An 18,884-nucleotide genomic window follows, 5' to 3' on the forward strand; every position below is an offset into this window, starting at 1 on the left:
TTTTGGTTTACCTGGCGAGGGCTGCAGCACCGCCGGCGAGGGCGGTGACGCGGTCCCAGTCCTTGGCGGCGACGGCGTCTGCCGGGGTCAGCCAGCTGCCGCCAACGCAGGCCACGTTCGGCAGTTCCAGGTAGTCCGGCGCGCTGGCCAGGCTGATGCCGCCCGTCGGGCAGAACTGCACGTGCGGGACGGGCGCGCCAATGGCGGCCAGGTACTTCGGTCCGCCGGCGGGTCCGGCCGGGAAGAACTTCATGCAGTCCAGGCCCTGTTCGAGCACCGCCAGGACCTCCCCCACCGTGGCAACACCCGGGAGCACCGGGACGTCCAGTGACAGCATGGCCGTGAGCAGCGCGGGGGTGACCCCAGGGCTGACCAGGAACTTAGCACCCGCCTGCACGGCGGCGTCGGCCTGGGCGGGAGTGAGGATGGTGCCCGCGCCCACCAGGATGTCCGGCACTTCCTCCGCGATGAGCTTCAGGGAGGTCAGCGCGGAGTCGGTCCGGAGGGTGAGCTCGATGATCTCCACGCCGCCGGCCACCAGCGCGCGGGCCAGCGGCACAGCGTCCTGGGGGTCGTCGATGGTGACCACCGGGATGACCGGTGAAACGCGGAGGACGCCCGATGCGTCAGCCATGGTTGATCTCTCTTCCCAGGCCAGCCAGCCTGTCTTCAATAGTCCCGTTGTTGTCGATGATGCGGTACCAGTGCAGGAGCAGGTTACGGAACCCTTCGTGCCCGGCCAGGTAAGGGTCGACGACGGCCCGGAACCCGAGCAGGGCGCTCACCACGGTGTCCGCCGTGCGGGGTTCGGGAAGGGCAGCCTGCAGCTCCTTCGCCAGGGGATCGTTCAGGTCCGGTTCCGCGGTGGTGGCCACATGGTGCATCCACGCGGCAACGGCGAGCGCAGCCCACTGTGGTTCGCGGCCGGCGTCGAGCGTTCCCCGCACGGTGGTCAGTAGCCGGAGTCCTACTTTCTGCGATCCGTCGCTGCCCACCTTTGCGGTGGTGTGGCCCAGGGCGGGGTTCGCGAACCTGCGAAGCACCTCCTCGCAGTACCCCTCCCCGTCCAGTTCGGCCGGCAGGGTGATGCTGGGCAGTGCTTCCTCCAGCATCATGCGGCGGCAGGCCGTGCGGAAGGCGTCCACCCCTACGGCGTCGCTGATGGTTTCCTTGCCGGCAGCGAGGCCCAGGTAGGCCAGCATGGAGTGGCTGGCGTTGAGCAGCCGCAGCTTGGCGGACTCCCAAGCGGCGACGTCTGTGCTGAAGAGGGCGCCGGCATCCTCCCAGCGCGGCCTGCCGGCGGCGAAATTGTCCTCGATGACCCACTGTTTGAAGGGTTCAGCCACCACTGCGGCTTCGTCGCGCAGCCCCAGTTCACGTTCGACGGCGGCCAGGTCGGCTTCGGTCGTTGCCGGCACCATCCGGTCCACCATGGTGGACGGGAAGCTGGCGTTGCTGTCGATCCAGGCCAGCAGGTCCTCTTGTTCCCCGGCGGGGAGGGCTTCCGCGAAGTTCCTCACCAGGGTGCTGGTCAGTTCGCCATTGCCGGGCAGGTTGTCGCAGGACACCACCGTGATGGCGCCCGCGCCTGTCCGGGCGCGCTGCTGCAGGCCACGGACGATCTGCCCGACGGCGGTGCGCGGCGCCCTGCCGGCGATGTCCGCCTGGATCTCGGGGTCGCCCAGGTCCAGGGTGCGGGTTTGCGGGTCGAACCGGTACCCCTTCTCGGTGATGGTGAGGGTGAGAACCTTCGTTGCCCCTGCCCCGATCCGTTCGACCACCAGTTCCGGGTTGTCCCGCCCGGAGATGGCTTCGACGATGCTGGCGACGACACGTGCCGGAGCTGCGCCTTCGCCCCGTTCAGCCACCGTGAAGAGTCCGTCCTGCGGGGCGAGCTGCCGGGCTACGGTGTCCGAGCGCTGGGTGACTCCGACGATTCCCCACCGCAGGTCATCCGTGGCGAGCATGGCCTCCTCGGTAAACATGGCGGTATGGGCGCGGGCGAAGGCGCCCAGGCCCAGGTGGACGATCCCAGGCTCAAGCTGGTCCCTGTCCAGGGCCGGTTTCGTGCCACTGGCCGCAAGGGACGAATTGCTCAGGCGTTCGATGGCACTGTTCCTTCCGCGAAGCTGCCGGCGGCGTGGGCACGGGTCTGCTCGAATGTGGGAATCAAGCCGGTTCCGCCCTTGCCGCCCACCACCAGGGAGGACGCGGCTGCCCCGTACCGGGCCGCCGTCGGGAAGTCGTCGCCCAACACCAGACGGGCGGTCAGGGTGCCAACGAACGCATCGCCGGCGCCGGTCTGGTCCACGACGGACGGCGCCGGAACGGCGGGGACCCAGGCTGAAAATCCGTCCGCTTCGAGCTGGATGCCCTTGGCGCCGCAGGTGACGGCGACGTTCTGCGTGCCCAGCGCGCGCAGCTTGGCAGCCGCTTCCTCAGCGGTGGCGGCGCCCAGCAGCACGCCCGTTTCGCCGGGGAACGAGGGGGTGATGAGGAATGCCTGCGGGGCGAGTTCGGTGAGGGCCGCCGTCGCGTCTTCCACTGTGGTGAGGCGCGGACGGTAGTTCGGGTCGAACACGAAGCGCCCGGCCAGCGACGCGGCTTTGACGACGGCGGCGCGTGCCGTCGTCGAAATGGCGCAGGCAATGCCGCCCGCCACCACCGCGCCGGCCGAGGCGAAAACGTCCGGGTCGACGTCGTCCGGGCCCAGCGTGGACCCGACGCTGCCGGTGCGGGCGTAGGAGAATTCGCGTTCCCCGTCGGGGTCGCTGTGCACCAGGTAGACGCCCTGCTGGCCGCGGCGGAACTTCAAGAGCGACGTGGAGATGCCGAGTTCGGCAATGCGGGCGGCGATGGCGGAGCCCAGGTCATCGTCGGTCAGCACGGACAGCAGACCCACCTTGGCTCCCGCCGCTGCTGCAGCCGCGGCCACGTTAAGGGCGTCGCCGGAGATGCCAAGCTGCGCGGGAACGCCGTGGGCGAAGGGCTGGTCGGTGGCGACCTCGACGAGGATCTCCCCCATCACCACCACGTCGAAGGGCTGTTGCATAACGTTCACCAGTCGTGCACCGATCCATCCAGGCGCCGGTTGACCGGCAGGTACTTGGCATCAAAGGGAAAGCGTGCCGCGGCTTCCTCGTCGAACTCTACGCCCAGGCCGGGTGCGTCGCCGGGGTGCATGTAGCCGTCGGCGAAGGTGTACGACGTCTTGAACACCTCACCGGCCGGGTCGCGGTGGCCCATGTACTCCTGGATACCGAAGTTTGGAATGGACATGTCCACGTGCAGCGCCGCGGCGAAGGACACCGGGGACAGGTCGCCGGCGCCGTGCGAGCCGGAGCGGACGCCGTAAAGGTCAGCCAGCGAGAAGATCCGGCGCAGGTGGGTGATGCCGCCGGCGTGCGAGACGGAGGTGCGGATGTAGTCGATCAGGCGTTCGGTGATCAGCTGCTGGCAGTCCCAGATGGAGTTGAACACCTCCCCCACCGCGACGGGCGTGGTGGTGTGCTGGCGGATCAGCCGGAATGCGGACTGGTCCTCGGCCGGCGTCGGGTCTTCGATCCAGAACGGCCGGTACTGCTCCAGCGAGGCGCCAAGCCGTCCTGCCTCGATGGGGGTCAGGCGGTGGTGGACGTCGTGCAGGACGTGCACGCCGTAGCCGAACTGTTCCCGGACGTGGGCCAGCATCTTCGGTGCGAAGTCCAGGTACGCGGTGGTCTCCCACGTGTCTTCCTGCGGCACGTTGCTGCTGGCGGGCTCGTAGAGCTTTCCGTCTACGGGGGCGATGCCGTACGTCTTGTCCAGTCCGGGCACCGCTGCCTGTGCCCGGATGGCCTTGTACCCGAGGTCCAGGTGGTGCTGGAAGTCCTTGCTGAGGTCCTCCAACGTGCTGCCGCTGGCGTGGCCGTACACCATCACGCCTTCGCGCGCCGCGCCGCCCAGGAGCTCGTAGACGGGCATGCCGGCGGCCTTGCCCTTGATGTCCCAGAGCGCGACGTCGATCGCGGCGATGGCAGTCATGGTCACCGGGCCGCGGCGCCAGTACGCACCCTTGTAGAAGTACTGCCAGGCGTCCTCGATGCGGCGGGCGTCCCGGCCGATCAGCAGCGGGCAGAGGTGTTCGGAAAGGTAGGACGCCACGGCCAGCTCGCGACCGTTCAGGGTGGCGTCGCCGATGCCGGTGATGCCGTCCTCGGTTTCAATTACGAGCGTGACGTAGTTCCGTCCTGGCGACGAAACCACAACCCGTGCGTCGGTGATCTTCACTGGGAGTCCTTTTACTTCTGATGTGCTGTGGTGTTGGCAAGTAGGTCGCAGTAGATGTCGTTTTGAGCGCTCAGAACGACATCTACTGCCAGTCAGTTGGGTCAGTCCGCGCTGAGGCGGAGCATGACCTTGCTGCTGTTGGCGTGGGGATCCACGGCGGTCCGCATCGCTTCCTCGGCATCATCAATCCCGAACTTGTGGGTGATGACGGGCGTTACCTCCAGGCCGTTGGCCATTGCGCGGAGCGCGTCGGTGATCTCGTCGACGAACCGGTAGGACCCGATCCAGGTGATCTCGCGGGTGACCAGGTCCCCCAGGGCCGAGGCGGCCGGCGCCCCCGGCAGGTTGCCTACCTGGACGATGGTGCCGCCGCGGGCCGTGGCCCGCAGGACGCCGCCAAGCACCGCGGGGATGCCGGTGGCCTCAAAAACCAGTTCGACGTCCGTCGGAAGCGGGTTGTTGGAAACGTTGAGCACCTCGTCGGCGCCCATCGCCCGGGCGATCTCCAGGGACGCGTCACTGATGTCCGTGGCGATCACGGTCCGGGCACCGGCGTACTTGGCGGCGGCGGTGACCAGCGACCCGATGGGGCCGGCACCGTTGACCAGCACATCGCGGCCTTCAAGGCTTCCTGCGCGGCCGACCGCATGCATGGCGACGGCGAGCGGTTCAGCCAGTGCTCCCCGGAGGGTGTCCACGCCGTCAGGAAGGGGACGGACCTGGAATGCCTTGGCGAGCTTCCGTTCGCTGAAGCCGCCGTCCGTGTGCGGGTCGAACGCGGCCGAGCCGAAGTAACGGATCTGCGGGTAGAGGTTGGTCCGGCCCTGCAGGCGCTCCGGCATGGTGCCGTCCCCCACGAGTTCGGCGGGGTGCACCGTGACGGGCTGACCTACTTCGAGGTGTTCGACGCCGGCACCGAGCTTGGCGATGCGGCCCGCCACCTCGTGCCCCAGGACGAGCGGTGACTTCAGCGCCGCCGTTCCCGAGGCTCCGTGGCGCCAGTACGAAAGGTCACTTCCGCAGATGCCGCCCCACTCGACGTCGAGCACTACTTCTCCTGGCCCGGCAACGGGTTCCGGCCGCTGGTCAATGCGGAGGTCGTTGGCGCCATGGACCACAACGGCTTTCATACGGCGTCCTCGAGGCGGACCAGGTCGCGGCCGCGGACCTCGGGGCCGACGGCGGCGGAGACCAGGGTGATCAGCGAGTAGCCAATGAGCATGGCGGCCAGCGGCCACCAGTGTCCGGTGACAGCGGTGAGGGTGGCTGCGAGCAGGGGCCCGATCGCCGTGGCAAGAATGCCGCCGATTTCCTTGGCGAGGGCCAGTTGGGTGAAGCGGGTGCGGGCTCCGAAGAACTCAGCCATGGTGACGCTTTCCATGGCGAACAGGCTCAGGACGCCGAGGTTCAGGCCGATGACCATGGCGATGGTGATGATCGCTGTGTTGCCGCTGGTGATCATCAGCATCATGGGGATGGCGAACACGGCAGTCAGGGCGCTGAGGGCCAGGTAGAGGGGGCGGCGGCCAAAGCGGTCTCCGAGGAGGCCGATCACGGGGATGGTGACGAAGCCCAGCAGGGAGCCGTACATGATGGCGTTGGTTCCCACCGTTTTGTCCGCGAGCAGGACGGTGGCCAGGTAGCCCACCAGGAAGGTCTGGACGAGCCCGGAGTTGCCGGCCTGCCCGAAGCGCAGGCCCAGGGCAATCAGGAACGACTTGCCCTTCTTCTGGTGCAGCGCGGCCTCGATGGTGCTGGTTCCGGCGAGTTCCGGTGCCTTTGCGGCGGTCTTGATCTTGTCCTTGGTGAGGGCCACGCCGTCGACAACGTCGGCGCGCTGTTCGAAGACGGGGCTTTCCTTGATGGAGCGCCGGATCCAGACGGCGAACAGCATAATCACGAAGCTGGCCAGGAAGGGAATGCGCCAGCCCCAGCTCAGCAGATCCTCCTGCGAGAGCGAGGCCACCAGGATGGCCCACAATGCCGAGGCGCCCAGGGTTCCGGAGTTGGTACCCAGGCATACCAGGGACGAGATGATGCCCCGACGGCGGGCAGAGGCGAATTCCGCGAGCATCACGGTGGCACCGGCGATTTCCGCGCCGGCGCCGAAGCCCTGGATGAGCCGCAGGGCCACCAGCAGGATCGGTGCCCAGATTCCCACCATGGCGTACGTGGGAAGCACGCCGATCAAGGTGGTGGAGGCGCCCATCAGGGCGATGGTGATGTAGAGGACCTTCTTGCGGCCGATCCGGTCACCCATGCGGCCGAAGTAGACGGCGCCGAACAGGCGGGCAACGTAGCCCACGCCGTACGTAGCCATTGCGGCGATCAGGCCGATGACGGGGCTGACGTCCGGGAAGAAGATCTTGTTGAAGACGATGGCCGCGGCCAGGGAGTACAGCTGGAAGTCCATGAATTCCATGGCGGTGCCAAGCCAGCCGGAGATGGCGACCTTGGCGAGGTCCCGGGTGCTTCGGGCTTCGGCCTGTCCGGTGGTGGGCGGCGCAATGCTTTCGGTCATCAGTTGCTCCTTTGCAGGTGATGCGTGTCGAAGGGGATAAGAGCGTTGGAGGGGAATGTTTTACAGCTGCTGGCTGTCGGAACGGAGCCAAGTGGTGGGCCGCAGTGACCGGCAGCACGTCGTTTCTACTACCATACAAGCACTACCATTCTAGTGTGTCAACACGTTAGAATGAGGCCATGCCAACGGACAAAAGAGGGGCTGCCCCCCGGCTCTCGGTGCGGGACCAAACCCTTGAAACGCTTCGCCGCCGGATCATCTCGCTGCAGCTGCCACCGGGTGAGCCACTGTCCGAAAATGAACTGGCCCAGGAACTCGGCGTCAGCCGCACGCCGGTGCGCGAAAGCCTGATCCTGCTCCGCGAGGAGGGCCTGGTCCAGGTTTTCCCCCAGATCGGGTCGTTCGTCTCGCTCGTCGACCTGGGACGCGTGTCCGAAGCCCAGTTTGTCCGTGAGGCCATCGAATGCGCCTCGCTCCGGGACCTGGCGGTGGACAGCGCGGGCATTGCCGGGCTGCGGGAGATCCTGGAGGCACAGTCGGACGCAGATGGACGCGGTGACGTGGAGGAATTCTTCCGACTGGATGAGGACTTCCACCGGGAGCTGCTGCGGCTGGCAGGCCATGAATCCGCCTGGACCGCTGTCAACTCCGCAAAGGCCCACCTTGACCGGGCCCGCCGCATGAGCCTGCTGGACACCCGGCCGGTGTCCACCCTCATCGAGCAGCACACCGCCGTGGTGGACGCGCTCGAAGCCAACAACCTGTCCGATGCAGACAACAGCCTGCGCCTGCATCTGCGGGCTGTCTTCGAGGACGTCCAGCGGATCCAGGAGGCAACGCCCGAGCTGTTCTCCGACGGCTCCGCCCGGCGTCCCACCCGGCGGAGCGTTGCCCGCCTTACCTAGCAAGACTTGGCGAGTGCGGTGGGCAGCGTCGCGGCCGCCGGGGTCGGGACGCTGCCGGCGGGGACACGTTTTGTCAGCCCCTCTTGCTACGTTTGATTCCAGGCCAGGGGAACCCTCCTCCGGCCCGCGAACAGTTGGGGAGGCCCCGTGTTTCTGCTCGACGCCGCCGGTGCTGATGCCGGACCAGGCGCGCCGCCGGACCTGGTCTTTTCGGCCAGCGACCTGGTGGCAGCCAGCGAGTGTGAATACCGCACGCTCCGCATCCTGGACGAAAAGCTGGGCCGCACCGCCAAGGCAGAGTTTCCCGCTGACGAGATGCAAAAGCGCGCCGGTGAACTGGGCGACCGGCATGAGCAGACCGTCCTTGCCAGCCTGGTGGCCAAGTACGGCGAATGGGATGCCAGCCGCGGCACCGGCGTGTATTCCCTGGACCGCGGCCAGAACCTGCGCGGTGATCTGCAGGCCAAGCACGCTGAAACAGAACTCGCCCTCCGTTCCGGGGCAGATGTGGTTTTCCAGGCCACGTTTTTCGACGGCGGATTCCTGGGCTACGCGGACTTCCTGGTCAACGAGGCTGCCGGGACCGGCAACCCCGGCCGCTACGAGGTGTGGGACACCAAACTTGCCCGCCATGCCAAAGTCGGGGCGCTGCTGCAGCTTGCCGCCTACGGTGACCAGCTCCTGGGGATGGGGCTGGAGCCCTCCCCGGTCGTCACACTGGTCCTGGGAACGCGGGTGGGTGACGACTGGCTGAGGAGCAGCCACTCCCTGCCGGACCTGCTGCCCGTCTTCAGGGAACGACGCCGGCGCTTTCGCCAGCTCACAGCCAGCCACCGGGCCGGCGACGGCCCGGTGCAGTGGCAACAGCCAGGCATCGTTCATTGCGGCCGCTGCGATTACTGCGCCGAGCAGGTGAAGGCGCACCGTGACCTGTTGATGGTGGCGGGCATGTCCGTGGTCCAGCGGCGGAAACTTCATGAATCCGGCATCACCACCATCGATGAACTGGCGGCCATGCCCGCCGCCGACGCAAGGAATTCCCTGGTCCGGCTCCGGGCCCAGGCCAGGATGCAGCTGGGCCTGGACCGCCCATCAGGTTCCCGCACCTTCATCAAGGACGGTGAACCGCGCACGGTCTCTTACACCGTCCTTCCGGAGAACTCGATCGGCTCGCTTCCCGCCCCCAGCCCCGGGGACATCTTCTTCGACTTTGAGGGCGATCCACTGTGGCAGGATCCTGCCACCGGCGCCTGGGGCATCGAGTACCTCTTTGGCGTCATTGAGGCCCCGGTGCCAGGTGCCGCAGGTGATCCGGTGTTCCGGCCGTTCTGGGCGCATTCCCGCTCCGGCGAGCGGCGCGCCTTCCTCGATTTCCTGGACTACGTGGAGCAACGCCGCGCCGCCTACCCGGACATGCACGTCTACCACTACGCACCGTACGAAAAGACTGCGCTGAGGAACCTCTCCCTCGCGCACCAGGCCGGCGAGGACACAGTGGATGCCTGGCTGAGGCAGGGGCTGCTGGTGGACCTGTACGCCACTGTCCGGCACTCCCTCCGCATCTCGGAAGCGTCTTATTCCATCAAGAAGCTGGAACCGCTCTACATGGGGGACAACCTCCGGTCCGGGGAGGTCAAGGACGCCGGCGCCTCCGTGGTTGCCTACGCCGCCTACTGCGCCGCCCGTGATGAGGGGCGGCAAGAGGATGCCCATGCCATCCTGGCTTCAATCTCGAACTACAACCAGTACGACTGCCTCTCCACCCTCCGGCTCCGGGACTGGTTGCTTCAGCTGGGGCAGGACGCCGGGGTCCCCGGAGAGCGTGGCCTTGGCGCAGCCGAGGCGCTTGATGCGGCAGGCGGCGGACGGCACGCTGCGCCCGGCCGGGTCCAGGTTCCGGACGCAGGAACTGCCAATGATGAGGCATCCAAGGCACCTGCGTCGCCTGAGGAAGCCAGGCTGCGGGCGTATCTTGCAGCCCTGCCGGACCACCGCCCCTGGACCGATGACGAGCGGGCCATCGCCATGGTGGCCGCCGCCACCGGATACCACCGCCGCGAGCGCAAGCAGTTTTGGTGGCAGCACTTCGACCGGGTTGAGGCACTGTTGGATAACTGGTCCGAGCAACGGAACGTGTTCGTCGTGTCCTCGGCGGAAGTCGTGTCGGACTGGGCCCTGGCCAAGCCAAGGGAACGGATGCGCACGCGCGTCCTGAAGCTCCGCGGCACCATGACGGAGGGCTCGGACTTCCGCCCCGACTCCAACTGGTGCCGCCTGTATGACGCACCTGGACCTGATGGAATGACCGATCCCCAGGCCGCATCCGGGGCCAGGGCTTTCACGTTCGGGACCCGGATCAGTGAGCTGGAAGCGGCGACGGACAGCCCGGAACACCTGATCACCATTGCGGAGCGGGAGACCGGAAAGGTTCGGGCCTACCCGCACCTGCCGGTGGCCCTGACCGAGGACCAGCCCCTGGCCACGGCAAGTATTGAGGCGGCCATCGCGGCGATAGCCCAGGCCGTCGGCTCCTCCGTGCCGTCCCTCCCCGCACAACCGGGCCTGGACATCCTGCGTAAGCTGCCGCCGCGATTCCGTTCCGGGCAAGGACCAGCTGAAGTGCTGCAGGGTGAAGACGGCACCGCTGACTATGCAGGGGCGATTACCGGATCGCTGCGGGACCTGGACCACTCCTATCTGGCCGTCCAGGGGCCGCCAGGCACGGGCAAGACCTTCGTTGGTGCCCACGTGATCGGCAGGCTGGTGGCTGAGGGGTGGAAGATCGGAGTTGTGGCCCAGTCGCACAATGTGGTGGAGAACCTGCTGTGCCGGGCCATCGACGTCGGCCGGGTGGACCCCCAGGTGGTTGGCAAGAAACTGGCCGCTCCACACCAGGTTCCCTGGAGCCGTACGTCGGAAGGGGACGTAGCCAGCCTGCTGGCATCGCCTGGCGGATGCCTGGTTGGCGGCACCGCATGGACCATCACCGGCAAGGAAGTCCCGGCAGGGTCGCTGGATCTCCTGGTCATTGACGAGGCCGGCCAGTTCTCGCTGGCCAACACCTTGGCGGTGTCGGTGGCAGCCAAGCGGCTGCTCCTGCTGGGCGACCCGCAGCAGCTCCCGCAGGTTACGCAGGGCACGCACCCCGAGCCCGTCGATGAGTCTGCGCTCGGCTGGCTTGCTGCCGGCCACGCTACCCTGCCCGCCAGCCTGGGGTACTTCCTGGCCGACACGTGGCGGATGCATCCGGAGCTGTGCCGGGCGGTATCCAACCTCAGCTATGAAGGAAAGCTGCACTCCGCTCCTGCCGCTTCCCTCCGCGAACTGGAGCAACTTGCCCCGGGCGTGGAGACCGTGCTGGTCAAGCACGCGGGCAACACCACAGCATCCAAGGAAGAGGCAGCGGAAGTGGTTCGACAGGCCCGCCGGCATCTTGGCCTGAAGTGGACCTGCGGCCCGGAGAAGGTGTCGCGTCCCCTGGAACAGCAGGACCTGCTGGTGGTGGCTGCCTACAACGCCCAGGTCCATCTGATCCGTAAGCACTTCGCAGAGGCCGGGCTGCCGGACGTGCGGGTGGGTACCGTAGACAAGTTCCAAGGCCAGGAAGCACCCGTGGTGCTGGTCTCCATGGCGTGTTCGGCGGTGGCCGAGGCCCCGCGCGGCGCGGAGTTCCTGCTGAACCGGAACCGCATCAACGTGGCCGTGTCCCGCGGACAATGGCGCGCCGTGATCATCCGCTCCCCCGAGCTCACCAGCTACATGCCGCACAAGCCCGCGGCGCTGGAGGAACTCGGCGCCTTCATCGGCCTAAGCCCCCGGGAGTAACCCCACAGCATGAGGCGCCGTCAGCGCGCCCGGAATCCGCCGAACGTCCCCTGGGCAGCTGAAAAGTCGGACTCAACCCGCTCCACCCGGCCAGGAGTCCGGTCCGACCTGAGCCAGTCCAGGAGCTTCCGGACCTGGGGTTCAGCGCCTTCGGCAACCACGGAGACCGAACCGTCGTCGAGGTTGCTCACCTCGCCGGATAATCCCAGCTCCTCCGCTGTGCCCATGGTCCAGTAGCGAAAGCCCACCCCCTGGACCATTCCAAACACCCGGGCATCAAGCCGGACATTATCCTGGGCCGAACCGCCGCGCGCTGAATCTCCGTCCGCTGAATCTCCGTGCGCTGAGCCTGCGTGCCTGCCCATGGTGCTCCTCCCCCGGACCTTGCCACCTCCCCGGCCAGGTCGCAGTAACCGTCGCTACAAAGCCCGAGAGACAGATACTGCGACCCGACGTGAGGAGGTGCAGCGGTTAGTTGATGGTGATATCGCGGGTGGCGTGGTTGTAACGGATGGTCACCGTGCCACCGGCGTGGTGCAGCTCATGGTTCGGGCCGTCGAACGTGCCGTAAGCACCGTAGTTCTCAGTCCAGGAACGGTTCAGGGCGATCTTGAACGTGTAGAAGCCCGCGGGAAGCTCGGCGCTCTTCTTCCACAGCTGGTCCAGGAAGTCGAATTCCATCTGCGCTTCGTCATACTGCGGCGCCCAGTTCTCCGGTGCACCCAGGATGGTGTTGAAGTCACCGGCCACGGCCACGGCCTCGGGCTGCGGCAGGGTTTCCACGTCCGGGCCCTCCAACGGTTCGGCAGCAGCATCAGCGGGAGTCGACGCAGCTGCGGCCTTCTCCTTGGCTGGAGCCTTGCCCTTGCGGACGGCGGCCACCACAGGCTCGACGGCATCTTCGATCGCCTTGGCTGCCTTGCCCACAACAGAGGCCGCCTTCTTGGCCGGGGCCTTCCTGGCGGTCTTCTTGGGAGCTTCTTCCGTCTTGGCGGGAACCTCAAGCGTGGCCGCAGCGGCGGAGACGGGGCGGACAAAGCCTGCGGGAGCCGTGGGAACCGGGGTGTCGGCAGGGACGGGAGTACCGGCGTCGAGCGCGGCTGCGAAGGAGTCCGCGTCGGGGAAGGCAACAGTGGCGCGCATGCCGTCCTCGGTGATGGTCCAGCCCGAGCGGCCCTTGACCAGCCAGCCGGCCTTGACCAGCTTGGCAGTGGCCGAGGTGAGGGTCTTGTGCCCACGCGGGATGCCGCCGCTGAGGAGTTCGGACTCATGCTCGTTGAACGGCACCCGGGCGGTTGCCTCCGCCAGGACCTGGCCCGCATTCAGTGCATCGCCGGACCACACGCCTTCGGTCAGGACATCCAGGACGGTCTTGAGTCGAAGGTAAGTGTTTTCTGCGGTGGACTTGGCCATGTTTCCCCTTATATAAAAGCGATCGGTCTTAGGCATCTTGCCAACTGCCTATTAAATCGCGCGACTTTAATTGGTTAACTCTGCGTGTCGTGACCGACTGTGAAGCGGATGGTGCCGCAAGTGAGGCGGAGGTCTCGGGTAAGGGCTGTCTGCATAACCCTCAAGCGCCGACATGGGTGCTGCCTTGCACTCCCCAGACACGCCTGCGGCAATAGTTTACCGGGCAAAAAGCCGTGCTGTTGCGCCCGACACAGCGGTGGTCAGTCGGACACTTCCCGCCCGTTCAACTCCGCCAGCAGTTCCGCCTTACGCTCCTCCGAGGCGAAGGAGGAGTGGACGGAGTTCGCGGCCAGTCGCGCCTTGTCGAAATCGGAGAGGTCAAACACCGAGGTGAGCTGCGCAAAGTTGTCATCCACGTAGCCGCCAAAGTACGCAGGATCGTCTGAGTTGACCGAGACGTTCAGTCCGGCTGCCAGCATGGCGGGCAGTGGATGGTCGGCGAGGGTGTCAACGGCACGGAGCCTGACGTTGGACAGCGGGCAGACTGTCAGGGGAATGCGGGCGTCCACGAGGCGCTCCACCAGGTCGGGGTCGTCCATGCAGCGGATGCCATGGTCGATCCGCTCCACGCCCAGGATGTCCAGGGCTTCGATGATGTACGACGCCGGGCCCTCCTCCCCCGCATGCGCAGTCAGCCGCAGGCCTGCTTCACGCGCCTTCGCATACAGCCGCTCGAACTTGGAAGGCGGGTTTCCCACCTCGGCTGAGTCCAGCCCGATGGCCCCGATGGGTGCATCCATCGCCAGCAGCCGGCCCAGGACTTCCAGTGCTGATTCCTCCGGCAGGTCACGCAGGAATGCCGCGATCAGAATGGTGGAGATGCCAAATTCCTCCTCAGAGGTTGCCAGCACGGAGGCCACGCCCTTGACGCACGCCTCCAGGGGAATGCCTCGGGCGAGGTGCGCCTGCGGGTCCATCATGATCTCCGCGTGCCGGACCCCGGCGGCAGCAGCCCGCTCCAGGTACGCCCGGGTCATGTCCGCGAAGTCCTGCTCAGTGCGCAGCACCGCCATGTTGGCGTAGTAGAGGTCCAGGAAGGACTGCAGGTCGGTGAACTCGTACTTTTCCCGGAGCTCGTCCAGTCCGGAGTACGGGAGCACGATGCCGTTGCGTTCGGCCAAGGCAAAGATGAGCTCAGGCTGCAGCGTGCCCTCGATGTGCAGGTGCAGTTCAGCCACCGGGAGGGGCTTGGCAGGGACCGCAGGTTCCGCGAGGTCCACTTCGGTTTCGGGCATGATGCTGCCGCCGGGAGAGTTGTCCATCCGGTCAGGATAATGCCCCACCCGGTTTCGCGCCTGCCCGCACTCCTGGAGGGGACCTCTGCTCAGACGCCGTTCGCGCCAAGGCGCACACTCAACACGCCAGCTGGAATCTCGATTTGATAACGCCCGAACGATGTCTTAGCGTGAAATGCATGCCCGTTCGGCGGGCTTTTTGATTGCCCGGTGCTGCCTCCACCAGAACTGCCCAGCGGCAGCCACCGACAGTGACCTCTATTCGTCAGGGGCGGGCAGTGGCGCGACGATCTCCGGGGACGGAACCAGCGCTGGTGGCCTTCAGGAGCATCACCACCATGAAAAACACCAAATTCCGTACTGCCGCACGCCGCGGAGTTACCCTGGCCGCCGTCTCCGCGGCAGGTTTGGCCCTTTCAGCCACGGCGGCCAACGCAGCGACCCCCACCTCCACCTGGGATGCCCTCGCGCAGTGCGAAAGCGGCGGGAACTGGTCCACCAACACGGGCAACGGCTTCTCCGGCGGCCTGCAGTTCACCTCCAGCACCTGGTCCGCCTACGGCGGAACCGGCTCCCCCGCGGACGCCAGCCGTGAACAGCAGATCGCGGTAGCCGAGCGCGTCCAGGCCTCGCAGGGTTGGGGCGCCTGGCCGTCCTGCTCGTCCCAGCTCGGATTGAGTGGCGGCGGCGGAGCACCGGTGCAGAGTGCCCCCGTGCAGAGCGCACCCGTCCAGAGTGCCCCCGTGCAGAGCGCACCCGTCCAGAGCGCACCGGTCCAAAGCATTCAGGTCCAGAGCGCTCCTGTCACGCAGGCACCCGCGCCGCGGCACGTAACCTCAGTTCCGCTGAGCGGCGAGACCTACACGCTGCAGGCCGGGGACACCTTGAGCATCGTTGCCCAGAAGCTTGGCATCCAGGGCGGCTGGCAGCACCTTGCCGACGCGAACCTGGACACCATTTCGGATCCGAACCTCGTGTTCGAGGGACAGGTCATCCAGCTCCCCGCGTAAGACCCGCGGACGTTGCACCCGCGGCGATGGCCGCGGCGCCTTTCCAAGGCGACACAAGCAGGTCGGCGATAGACAAATTCCGTTGACCAAAGAACGACGCCGGCACACCCCCACAAGGGATGTGTCGGCGTCGTACTTTAATCAGTGCGTCCCTGCCGCAGTGGGCGGCAGGCCCGGGCTGGTCAGCTGGCGGGGAGCTCGCGGACGATCCGCACCTTCCAGGCGGACTCGTCGCTGGTGTCCAGCAAGGCGACGGTGCCATGCGCAAGATTCAGGGCAACCCGCTTGACGGCCAGCAGCTCCAGGTAAAGGTGCTCGTTCATCCGGCTGGGGGTGTCGATCATGTACTTGACGGCATCGCGCAACTGACGGTAGTTGGCGCTGCGTTCGCGGTGCATGTGCAGTTCCAGCGCGGACTGTTGCTTGAGCCGCGGCTCGTGCCGGTTGAGCAGGGTCACGGCGGCGTGTACTGCAACTACGAGGGTCAGCGAGACGCCGTAGATCCACCAGCCGCTGGAGAGCAGGAACAGGGGCAGGTTTCCGATGGCCACGAGCGCGATGACCACCCTGAGGGCAGCGATACGGCGGACCGTGCGGGCAACGGCAGCCATGCCATCGCGGAACCGGTGCTGATCCTTGCGGGCGGCGGCGGGATCGATAATGAACTCATCGAGAACCAGGATTCCCTGGGCTTCCGGGCCCAGCATCTGTCCGTAGCGAGGCAGCGCGGTGCGGGCGTGGTCGACGGCTTTGTCAGTTGTAAATGTCATGAGTGAGCTTCCAAAACGCGGGGGTGGTTGCGGTGATCTTAGTGGTTTAAGCTGGGAGCCGTATGCAGGTGTCCATTATTTGGACATGAGGGGCCAGTACGTGTGGCTGCGGGCACAGCAATTGGCACTTCCGCCGGGGACCGTCAGACTGAATGGATGCAAACCTTCCTCCCGTACCCTGACTTCCGCCAAAGCGCCAAAGCCCTGGACACCGCGCGGCTGGGCAAACAGCGGGTTGAAGCGCTGCAGACCCTCCGCGCCTTGGTGATTCCGGGCTACGGCTGGCAGACCCACCCGGCAATCCGGATGTGGATGGGCCATGTGCCCGCCCTCACCATGTATGGACTGGCCATGGTGGACGAATGGATGGAGCGCGGCCACCCGGACAACACCCGCGCGAACATTGCAGAGTTCGCGCCGCAGGCACCACATCCTGACTACGCCGCCAAGATTGTGATGCCGCCGTGGCTCGGGGACCCAGACTTTCACCTGAGCCACCGTTCCAAGCTGGTGCACAAGGAACCGAAGTTCTACACCCGCGTTTTCCCGGACGCGATTCCAGACATGGACTACGTCTGGCCTGAGCCGCGCCACGAGTTCCTGCCGCAGGAGCCGGAGGGGGACATCCTTTGGATCCTGCGGGGGCCGCATGACGATGTCGACCCCCAGTCCCTTACCACCGTGGCACTTCCGGCAGTGAACCGGAGCGCTGCTGCCGCCACGTCCGCCGGGGAGGACGGCTACTCCCCCGTCTACGTTGACGATGGCTCCCGCCGGCCGTCCCGGGCTCCCAAGAAGGCGCCGCCCAGGCCGCAGGCGAAGAAGCCCACCCGCAAGCGGTTGGCGCAGGAGGAGGCCTTCCGGACCCTTCCGGGAAAGACGCCGGTGGCTGTTCCCTTCGAGAATGGGGCCAGGTTCGCCGTCGGACAGGTTGTGGGGCGTCCCCTTACCCTCGATGACGGCCGGTTCGGCAGGAATTTCGAAGTCATTGAGATCATTGACCGCTCGGCATTCGCTTACCCTGCCCTACTGCAGGACCCTCGCGTGTTCTTCCCGGTTGAGGCACCGTAGGCCATGACGGTTCTATTGGCGGGGTGCGGGGATCTGGGTACGGAGGCGGGGCTTCGGTTTGCTGCCCTGGGCCACCGGGTCGTGGGGTGGCGGCGTTCCCCCGCGAAACTGCCGGCCGTCATCGAAGGTGCCGCAGCTGACCTAACGTCCGGTGACCTGCCGCCGGTCCCCGCGGACACCACCGCCGTCGTCGTCGCTGTTGCTGCTGACTCCCCTGCCGAGGACGCATACCGCGCTGCGTATGTACGCGGCGTGGAAAACGTCCTCGATGCCCTGGAACGGGACCAGGTGACGCCGGAGCGGCTCATCTTTGTATCCTCCACTTTGTATCCTCCACCGCCGTTTACGGGGACGCGGGTGGCGGCTGGGTGGACGAAGCCACCGCCCCCGATCCGGTCGGATTTTCCGGGCGGGTGTTGGTGGAAGCCGAGGAACTCCTGCAGGCGAGGCTGGCGGGAACCGGCACTGCCCGCGTCTCGCTCAGGCTGGGCGGCATCTACGGGCCGGGCCGGACTCGCCTGATTGACCAGATTAAGACGGGCTCTGCCGTGATCCCGGAGGACGTGCGCTACACCAACCGGATCCACCGCGACGATGCCGCAGCCGCCATCGTGCATCTGGCCACGATGGAACCCGTGCCCGGGCCCGCATATATCGGAGTGGACAACGAGCCAGCCGATTTGGGTTCCGTGTTGCGCTTCCTGGCGGCAGAACTGGGGCAGCCCTCACCGCCTGTTGGCGATGCCGGTCCCGCCCGCGGGGGCAACAAGCGCTGCCACAACGACTTGCTCCGCAGCACAGGGTTTACCTTCACGTTTCCGACGTTCCGGGAAGGGTACAGGGACGTTATAGCAGGGAACGGCGTCCGCCACCCCTGACCGGGGCTGTCGTCCCGTAGTGACTGCCAGGGTGGGCCGCGGAGTGGAATTTCGCGGGGACGCCTGGCCCGATATAAGGCAGGGCATGGAATTCCGGCAGATCATTGAGACGGTTGGGCAACTGGTCGACTTCGCAGGAGTCGCGGTGATGGTGATCGGTGCGGTGGTGTCCCTTCCGATGGCACTCCGGGGCCATCAGCCGCGGCAGCTACCACCGGGCGCGGAAAAATTGAGCTTCTACCGCTCGTACCGGCAGCTGCTGGGCAGATCCATCCTGTTAGGCCTCGAACTGCTCGTGGCCGCCGACATCATCCGCACCGTCGCCGTGACACCCACGTTCGTCAGCGTCGGGGTGCTGGCCGTCATCGTGCTGATCCGGACCTTCCTCAGCTTCTCCCTGGAGCTGGAGATCACCGGGCGCTGGCCGTGGCAAAAGGAACCGTCAGCGGCCCGTGCTGGTTCCACCGCCGCGGCTGGCTGAGGTCCGCTGCCCGGGTTTTCCACATAGGGGTTTTGGGTGGTCTTCATTGTCAGTGGTGGCTGGCAGAGTGGGATTATGGAGGCCATTGGGGAGCAGTTTGGTGAGGCGTACGGCGGGAAAGCGTACGACGCCGGGAGCCGGCTGCCGCGCCCGGCCCACCTTCTCGCGGTCCCCGACGCGCAGCCCCCAGAGGGCGGCCAGCCTTCACATAGTGAACAGCCCTTTGGGGGCGGCCAGCCTTCACGCAGTGGACAGCCCTTTCAGAGTGGACAGCCTTCACGCAGTGAAGACCCTTCAGGGCAAGCCCAGGGCCTTCAGCTTTCGGTAGCTGCCGCCACGCCGGACGGGCTCAGTCAGCTCGGCGGGCAACTTGCGGCCCTTGCCCTGGCCGCCCCGGACGTGCTGGCGTCCGCCTCCTATGTCGAAGCCGCCGAATTCGCCGCCCG

At 66.6% G+C, this 18,884-nt stretch carries 15 protein-coding genes and 1 pseudogene; 6 read left to right on the plus strand and 10 right to left on the minus strand.

The annotated features are described in order from the left end of the window. Nucleotides 1-7 precede the first annotated feature (7 nt). The 6 genes from eda to ACTHQS_RS20120 form a co-directional block, all read right to left on the minus strand. Nucleotides 8-634, minus strand: a complete 627-nt coding sequence (gene eda, locus ACTHQS_RS20095; protein ID WP_440172413.1) for a bifunctional 4-hydroxy-2-oxoglutarate aldolase/2-dehydro-3-deoxy-phosphogluconate aldolase — start codon at nt 632-634, stop codon at nt 8-10. Continuing rightward, nucleotides 627-2,162, minus strand: coding sequence for a mannitol dehydrogenase family protein (locus tag ACTHQS_RS20100; protein WP_440172446.1), 1,536 nt, complete (start codon nt 2,160-2,162; stop codon nt 627-629). The genes eda and ACTHQS_RS20100 overlap by 8 nt, the downstream gene beginning before the upstream one ends. Further along, nucleotides 2,096-3,052, minus strand: a complete 957-nt coding sequence (locus ACTHQS_RS20105) for a sugar kinase (RefSeq protein ID WP_440172448.1) — start codon at nt 3,050-3,052, stop codon at nt 2,096-2,098. The genes ACTHQS_RS20100 and ACTHQS_RS20105 overlap by 67 nt, the downstream gene beginning before the upstream one ends. A 5-nt stretch (nt 3,053-3,057) precedes the next feature. Continuing rightward, nucleotides 3,058-4,269 (minus strand): D-mannonate dehydratase ManD, encoded by a 1,212-nt coding sequence (gene manD / locus ACTHQS_RS20110; protein WP_440172415.1) that lies wholly within the window; start codon nt 4,267-4,269, stop codon nt 3,058-3,060. A 101-nt stretch (nt 4,270-4,370) separates the two neighbouring features. Continuing rightward, nucleotides 4,371-5,399, minus strand: coding sequence for an L-idonate 5-dehydrogenase (locus ACTHQS_RS20115; protein ID WP_440172417.1), 1,029 nt, complete (start codon nt 5,397-5,399; stop codon nt 4,371-4,373). Continuing rightward, nucleotides 5,396-6,790 carry an MFS transporter gene (locus ACTHQS_RS20120; protein ID WP_440172419.1) on the minus strand — a complete coding sequence of 465 codons (1,395 nt, stop codon included), beginning with the start codon at nt 6,788-6,790 and terminating at the stop codon, nt 5,396-5,398. The genes ACTHQS_RS20115 and ACTHQS_RS20120 overlap by 4 nt, the downstream gene beginning before the upstream one ends. 179 nt (nt 6,791-6,969) lie before the next feature. On the opposite strand from ACTHQS_RS20120, the gene ACTHQS_RS20125 reads away from it, so the two are divergent. Both ACTHQS_RS20125 and ACTHQS_RS20130 read left to right on the plus strand, forming a co-directional pair. Then, a complete protein-coding gene (locus ACTHQS_RS20125) occupies nt 6,970-7,695 on the plus strand; it encodes a GntR family transcriptional regulator (protein ID WP_440172421.1) in 726 nt (241 codons plus the stop codon). Nucleotides 7,696-7,842: 147 nt separating this feature from the next. Next, nucleotides 7,843-11,520, plus strand: a complete 3,678-nt coding sequence (locus ACTHQS_RS20130; protein WP_440172424.1) for a TM0106 family RecB-like putative nuclease — start codon at nt 7,843-7,845, stop codon at nt 11,518-11,520. 20 nt (nt 11,521-11,540) lie between these two features. On the opposite strand, the gene ACTHQS_RS20135 is transcribed toward ACTHQS_RS20130, so the two are convergent. The 3 genes from ACTHQS_RS20135 to ACTHQS_RS20145 all read right to left on the minus strand — a co-directional run bounded on the left by ACTHQS_RS20135 (nt 11,541) and on the right by ACTHQS_RS20145 (nt 14,255). Next, nucleotides 11,541-11,885, minus strand: coding sequence for an acylphosphatase (locus ACTHQS_RS20135; protein ID WP_440172426.1), 345 nt, complete (start codon nt 11,883-11,885; stop codon nt 11,541-11,543). Between the two features lie 106 nt (nt 11,886-11,991). Further along, nucleotides 11,992-12,933, minus strand: a complete 942-nt coding sequence (locus ACTHQS_RS20140; protein ID WP_440172429.1) for a pullulanase X25 domain-containing protein — start codon at nt 12,931-12,933, stop codon at nt 11,992-11,994. Between the two features lie 260 nt (nt 12,934-13,193). Next, nucleotides 13,194-14,255 carry an adenosine deaminase gene (locus ACTHQS_RS20145; RefSeq protein ID WP_440172432.1) on the minus strand — a complete coding sequence of 354 codons (1,062 nt, stop codon included), beginning with the start codon at nt 14,253-14,255 and terminating at the stop codon, nt 13,194-13,196. Between the two features lie 311 nt (nt 14,256-14,566). Here ACTHQS_RS20145 and ACTHQS_RS20150 point away from each other — a divergent pair, with 311 nt between their 5' ends. Beyond that, complete coding sequence (locus tag ACTHQS_RS20150) at nt 14,567-15,238, plus strand: transglycosylase family protein (protein WP_440172434.1); 672 nt, start codon at nt 14,567-14,569, stop codon at nt 15,236-15,238. A 182-nt stretch (nt 15,239-15,420) separates the two neighbouring features. Here ACTHQS_RS20150 and ACTHQS_RS20155 read toward each other — a convergent pair whose 3' ends face one another. After that, nucleotides 15,421-16,008, minus strand: coding sequence for a hypothetical protein (locus tag ACTHQS_RS20155; RefSeq protein ID WP_440172436.1), 588 nt, complete (start codon nt 16,006-16,008; stop codon nt 15,421-15,423). Between the two features lie 156 nt (nt 16,009-16,164). On the opposite strand from ACTHQS_RS20155, the gene ACTHQS_RS20160 reads away from it, so the two are divergent. From ACTHQS_RS20160 to ACTHQS_RS20170, 3 genes and pseudogenes are all read left to right on the plus strand, one after another. After that, a complete protein-coding gene (locus tag ACTHQS_RS20160; protein ID WP_440172438.1) occupies nt 16,165-17,079 on the plus strand; it encodes an MSMEG_6728 family protein in 915 nt (304 codons plus the stop codon). Nucleotides 17,080-17,082: 3 nt separating this feature from the next. Continuing rightward, a pseudogene (locus ACTHQS_RS20165) lies at nt 17,083-17,957 on the plus strand (NAD-dependent epimerase/dehydratase family protein). A gap of 85 nt (nt 17,958-18,042) precedes the next feature. Continuing rightward, nucleotides 18,043-18,438, plus strand: a complete 396-nt coding sequence (locus ACTHQS_RS20170; RefSeq protein ID WP_440172441.1) for a DUF1622 domain-containing protein — start codon at nt 18,043-18,045, stop codon at nt 18,436-18,438. Nucleotides 18,439-18,884 lie beyond the last annotated feature (446 nt).

Source organism: Arthrobacter sp. SAFR-044 (assembly GCF_051965175.1).
Classification (GTDB): domain Bacteria; phylum Actinomycetota; class Actinomycetes; order Actinomycetales; family Micrococcaceae; genus Arthrobacter.

Coding starts and splice junctions, on each gene's coding strand:
- eda (WP_440172413.1), bottom strand. CDS start 634: ATGGCTGACGCATCGGGCGTCCTCCGCGTTTCACCGGTCATCCCGGTG.
- ACTHQS_RS20105 (WP_440172448.1), bottom strand. CDS start 3,052: ATGCAACAGCCCTTCGACGTGGTGGTGATGGGGGAGATCCTCGTCGAG.
- ACTHQS_RS20115 (WP_440172417.1), bottom strand. CDS start 5,399: ATGAAAGCCGTTGTGGTCCATGGCGCCAACGACCTCCGCATTGACCAG.
- ACTHQS_RS20120 (WP_440172419.1), bottom strand. CDS start 6,790: ATGACCGAAAGCATTGCGCCGCCCACCACCGGACAGGCCGAAGCCCGA.
- ACTHQS_RS20125 (WP_440172421.1), top strand. CDS start 6,970: ATGCCAACGGACAAAAGAGGGGCTGCCCCCCGGCTCTCGGTGCGGGAC.
- ACTHQS_RS20135 (WP_440172426.1), bottom strand. CDS start 11,885: ATGGGCAGGCACGCAGGCTCAGCGCACGGAGATTCAGCGGACGGAGAT.
- ACTHQS_RS20140 (WP_440172429.1), bottom strand. CDS start 12,933: ATGGCCAAGTCCACCGCAGAAAACACTTACCTTCGACTCAAGACCGTC.
- ACTHQS_RS20145 (WP_440172432.1), bottom strand. CDS start 14,255: ATGGACAACTCTCCCGGCGGCAGCATCATGCCCGAAACCGAAGTGGAC.
- ACTHQS_RS20150 (WP_440172434.1), top strand. CDS start 14,567: ATGAAAAACACCAAATTCCGTACTGCCGCACGCCGCGGAGTTACCCTG.
- ACTHQS_RS20155 (WP_440172436.1), bottom strand. CDS start 16,008: ATGACATTTACAACTGACAAAGCCGTCGACCACGCCCGCACCGCGCTG.
- ACTHQS_RS20160 (WP_440172438.1), top strand. CDS start 16,165: ATGCAAACCTTCCTCCCGTACCCTGACTTCCGCCAAAGCGCCAAAGCC.
- ACTHQS_RS20170 (WP_440172441.1), top strand. CDS start 18,043: ATGGAATTCCGGCAGATCATTGAGACGGTTGGGCAACTGGTCGACTTC.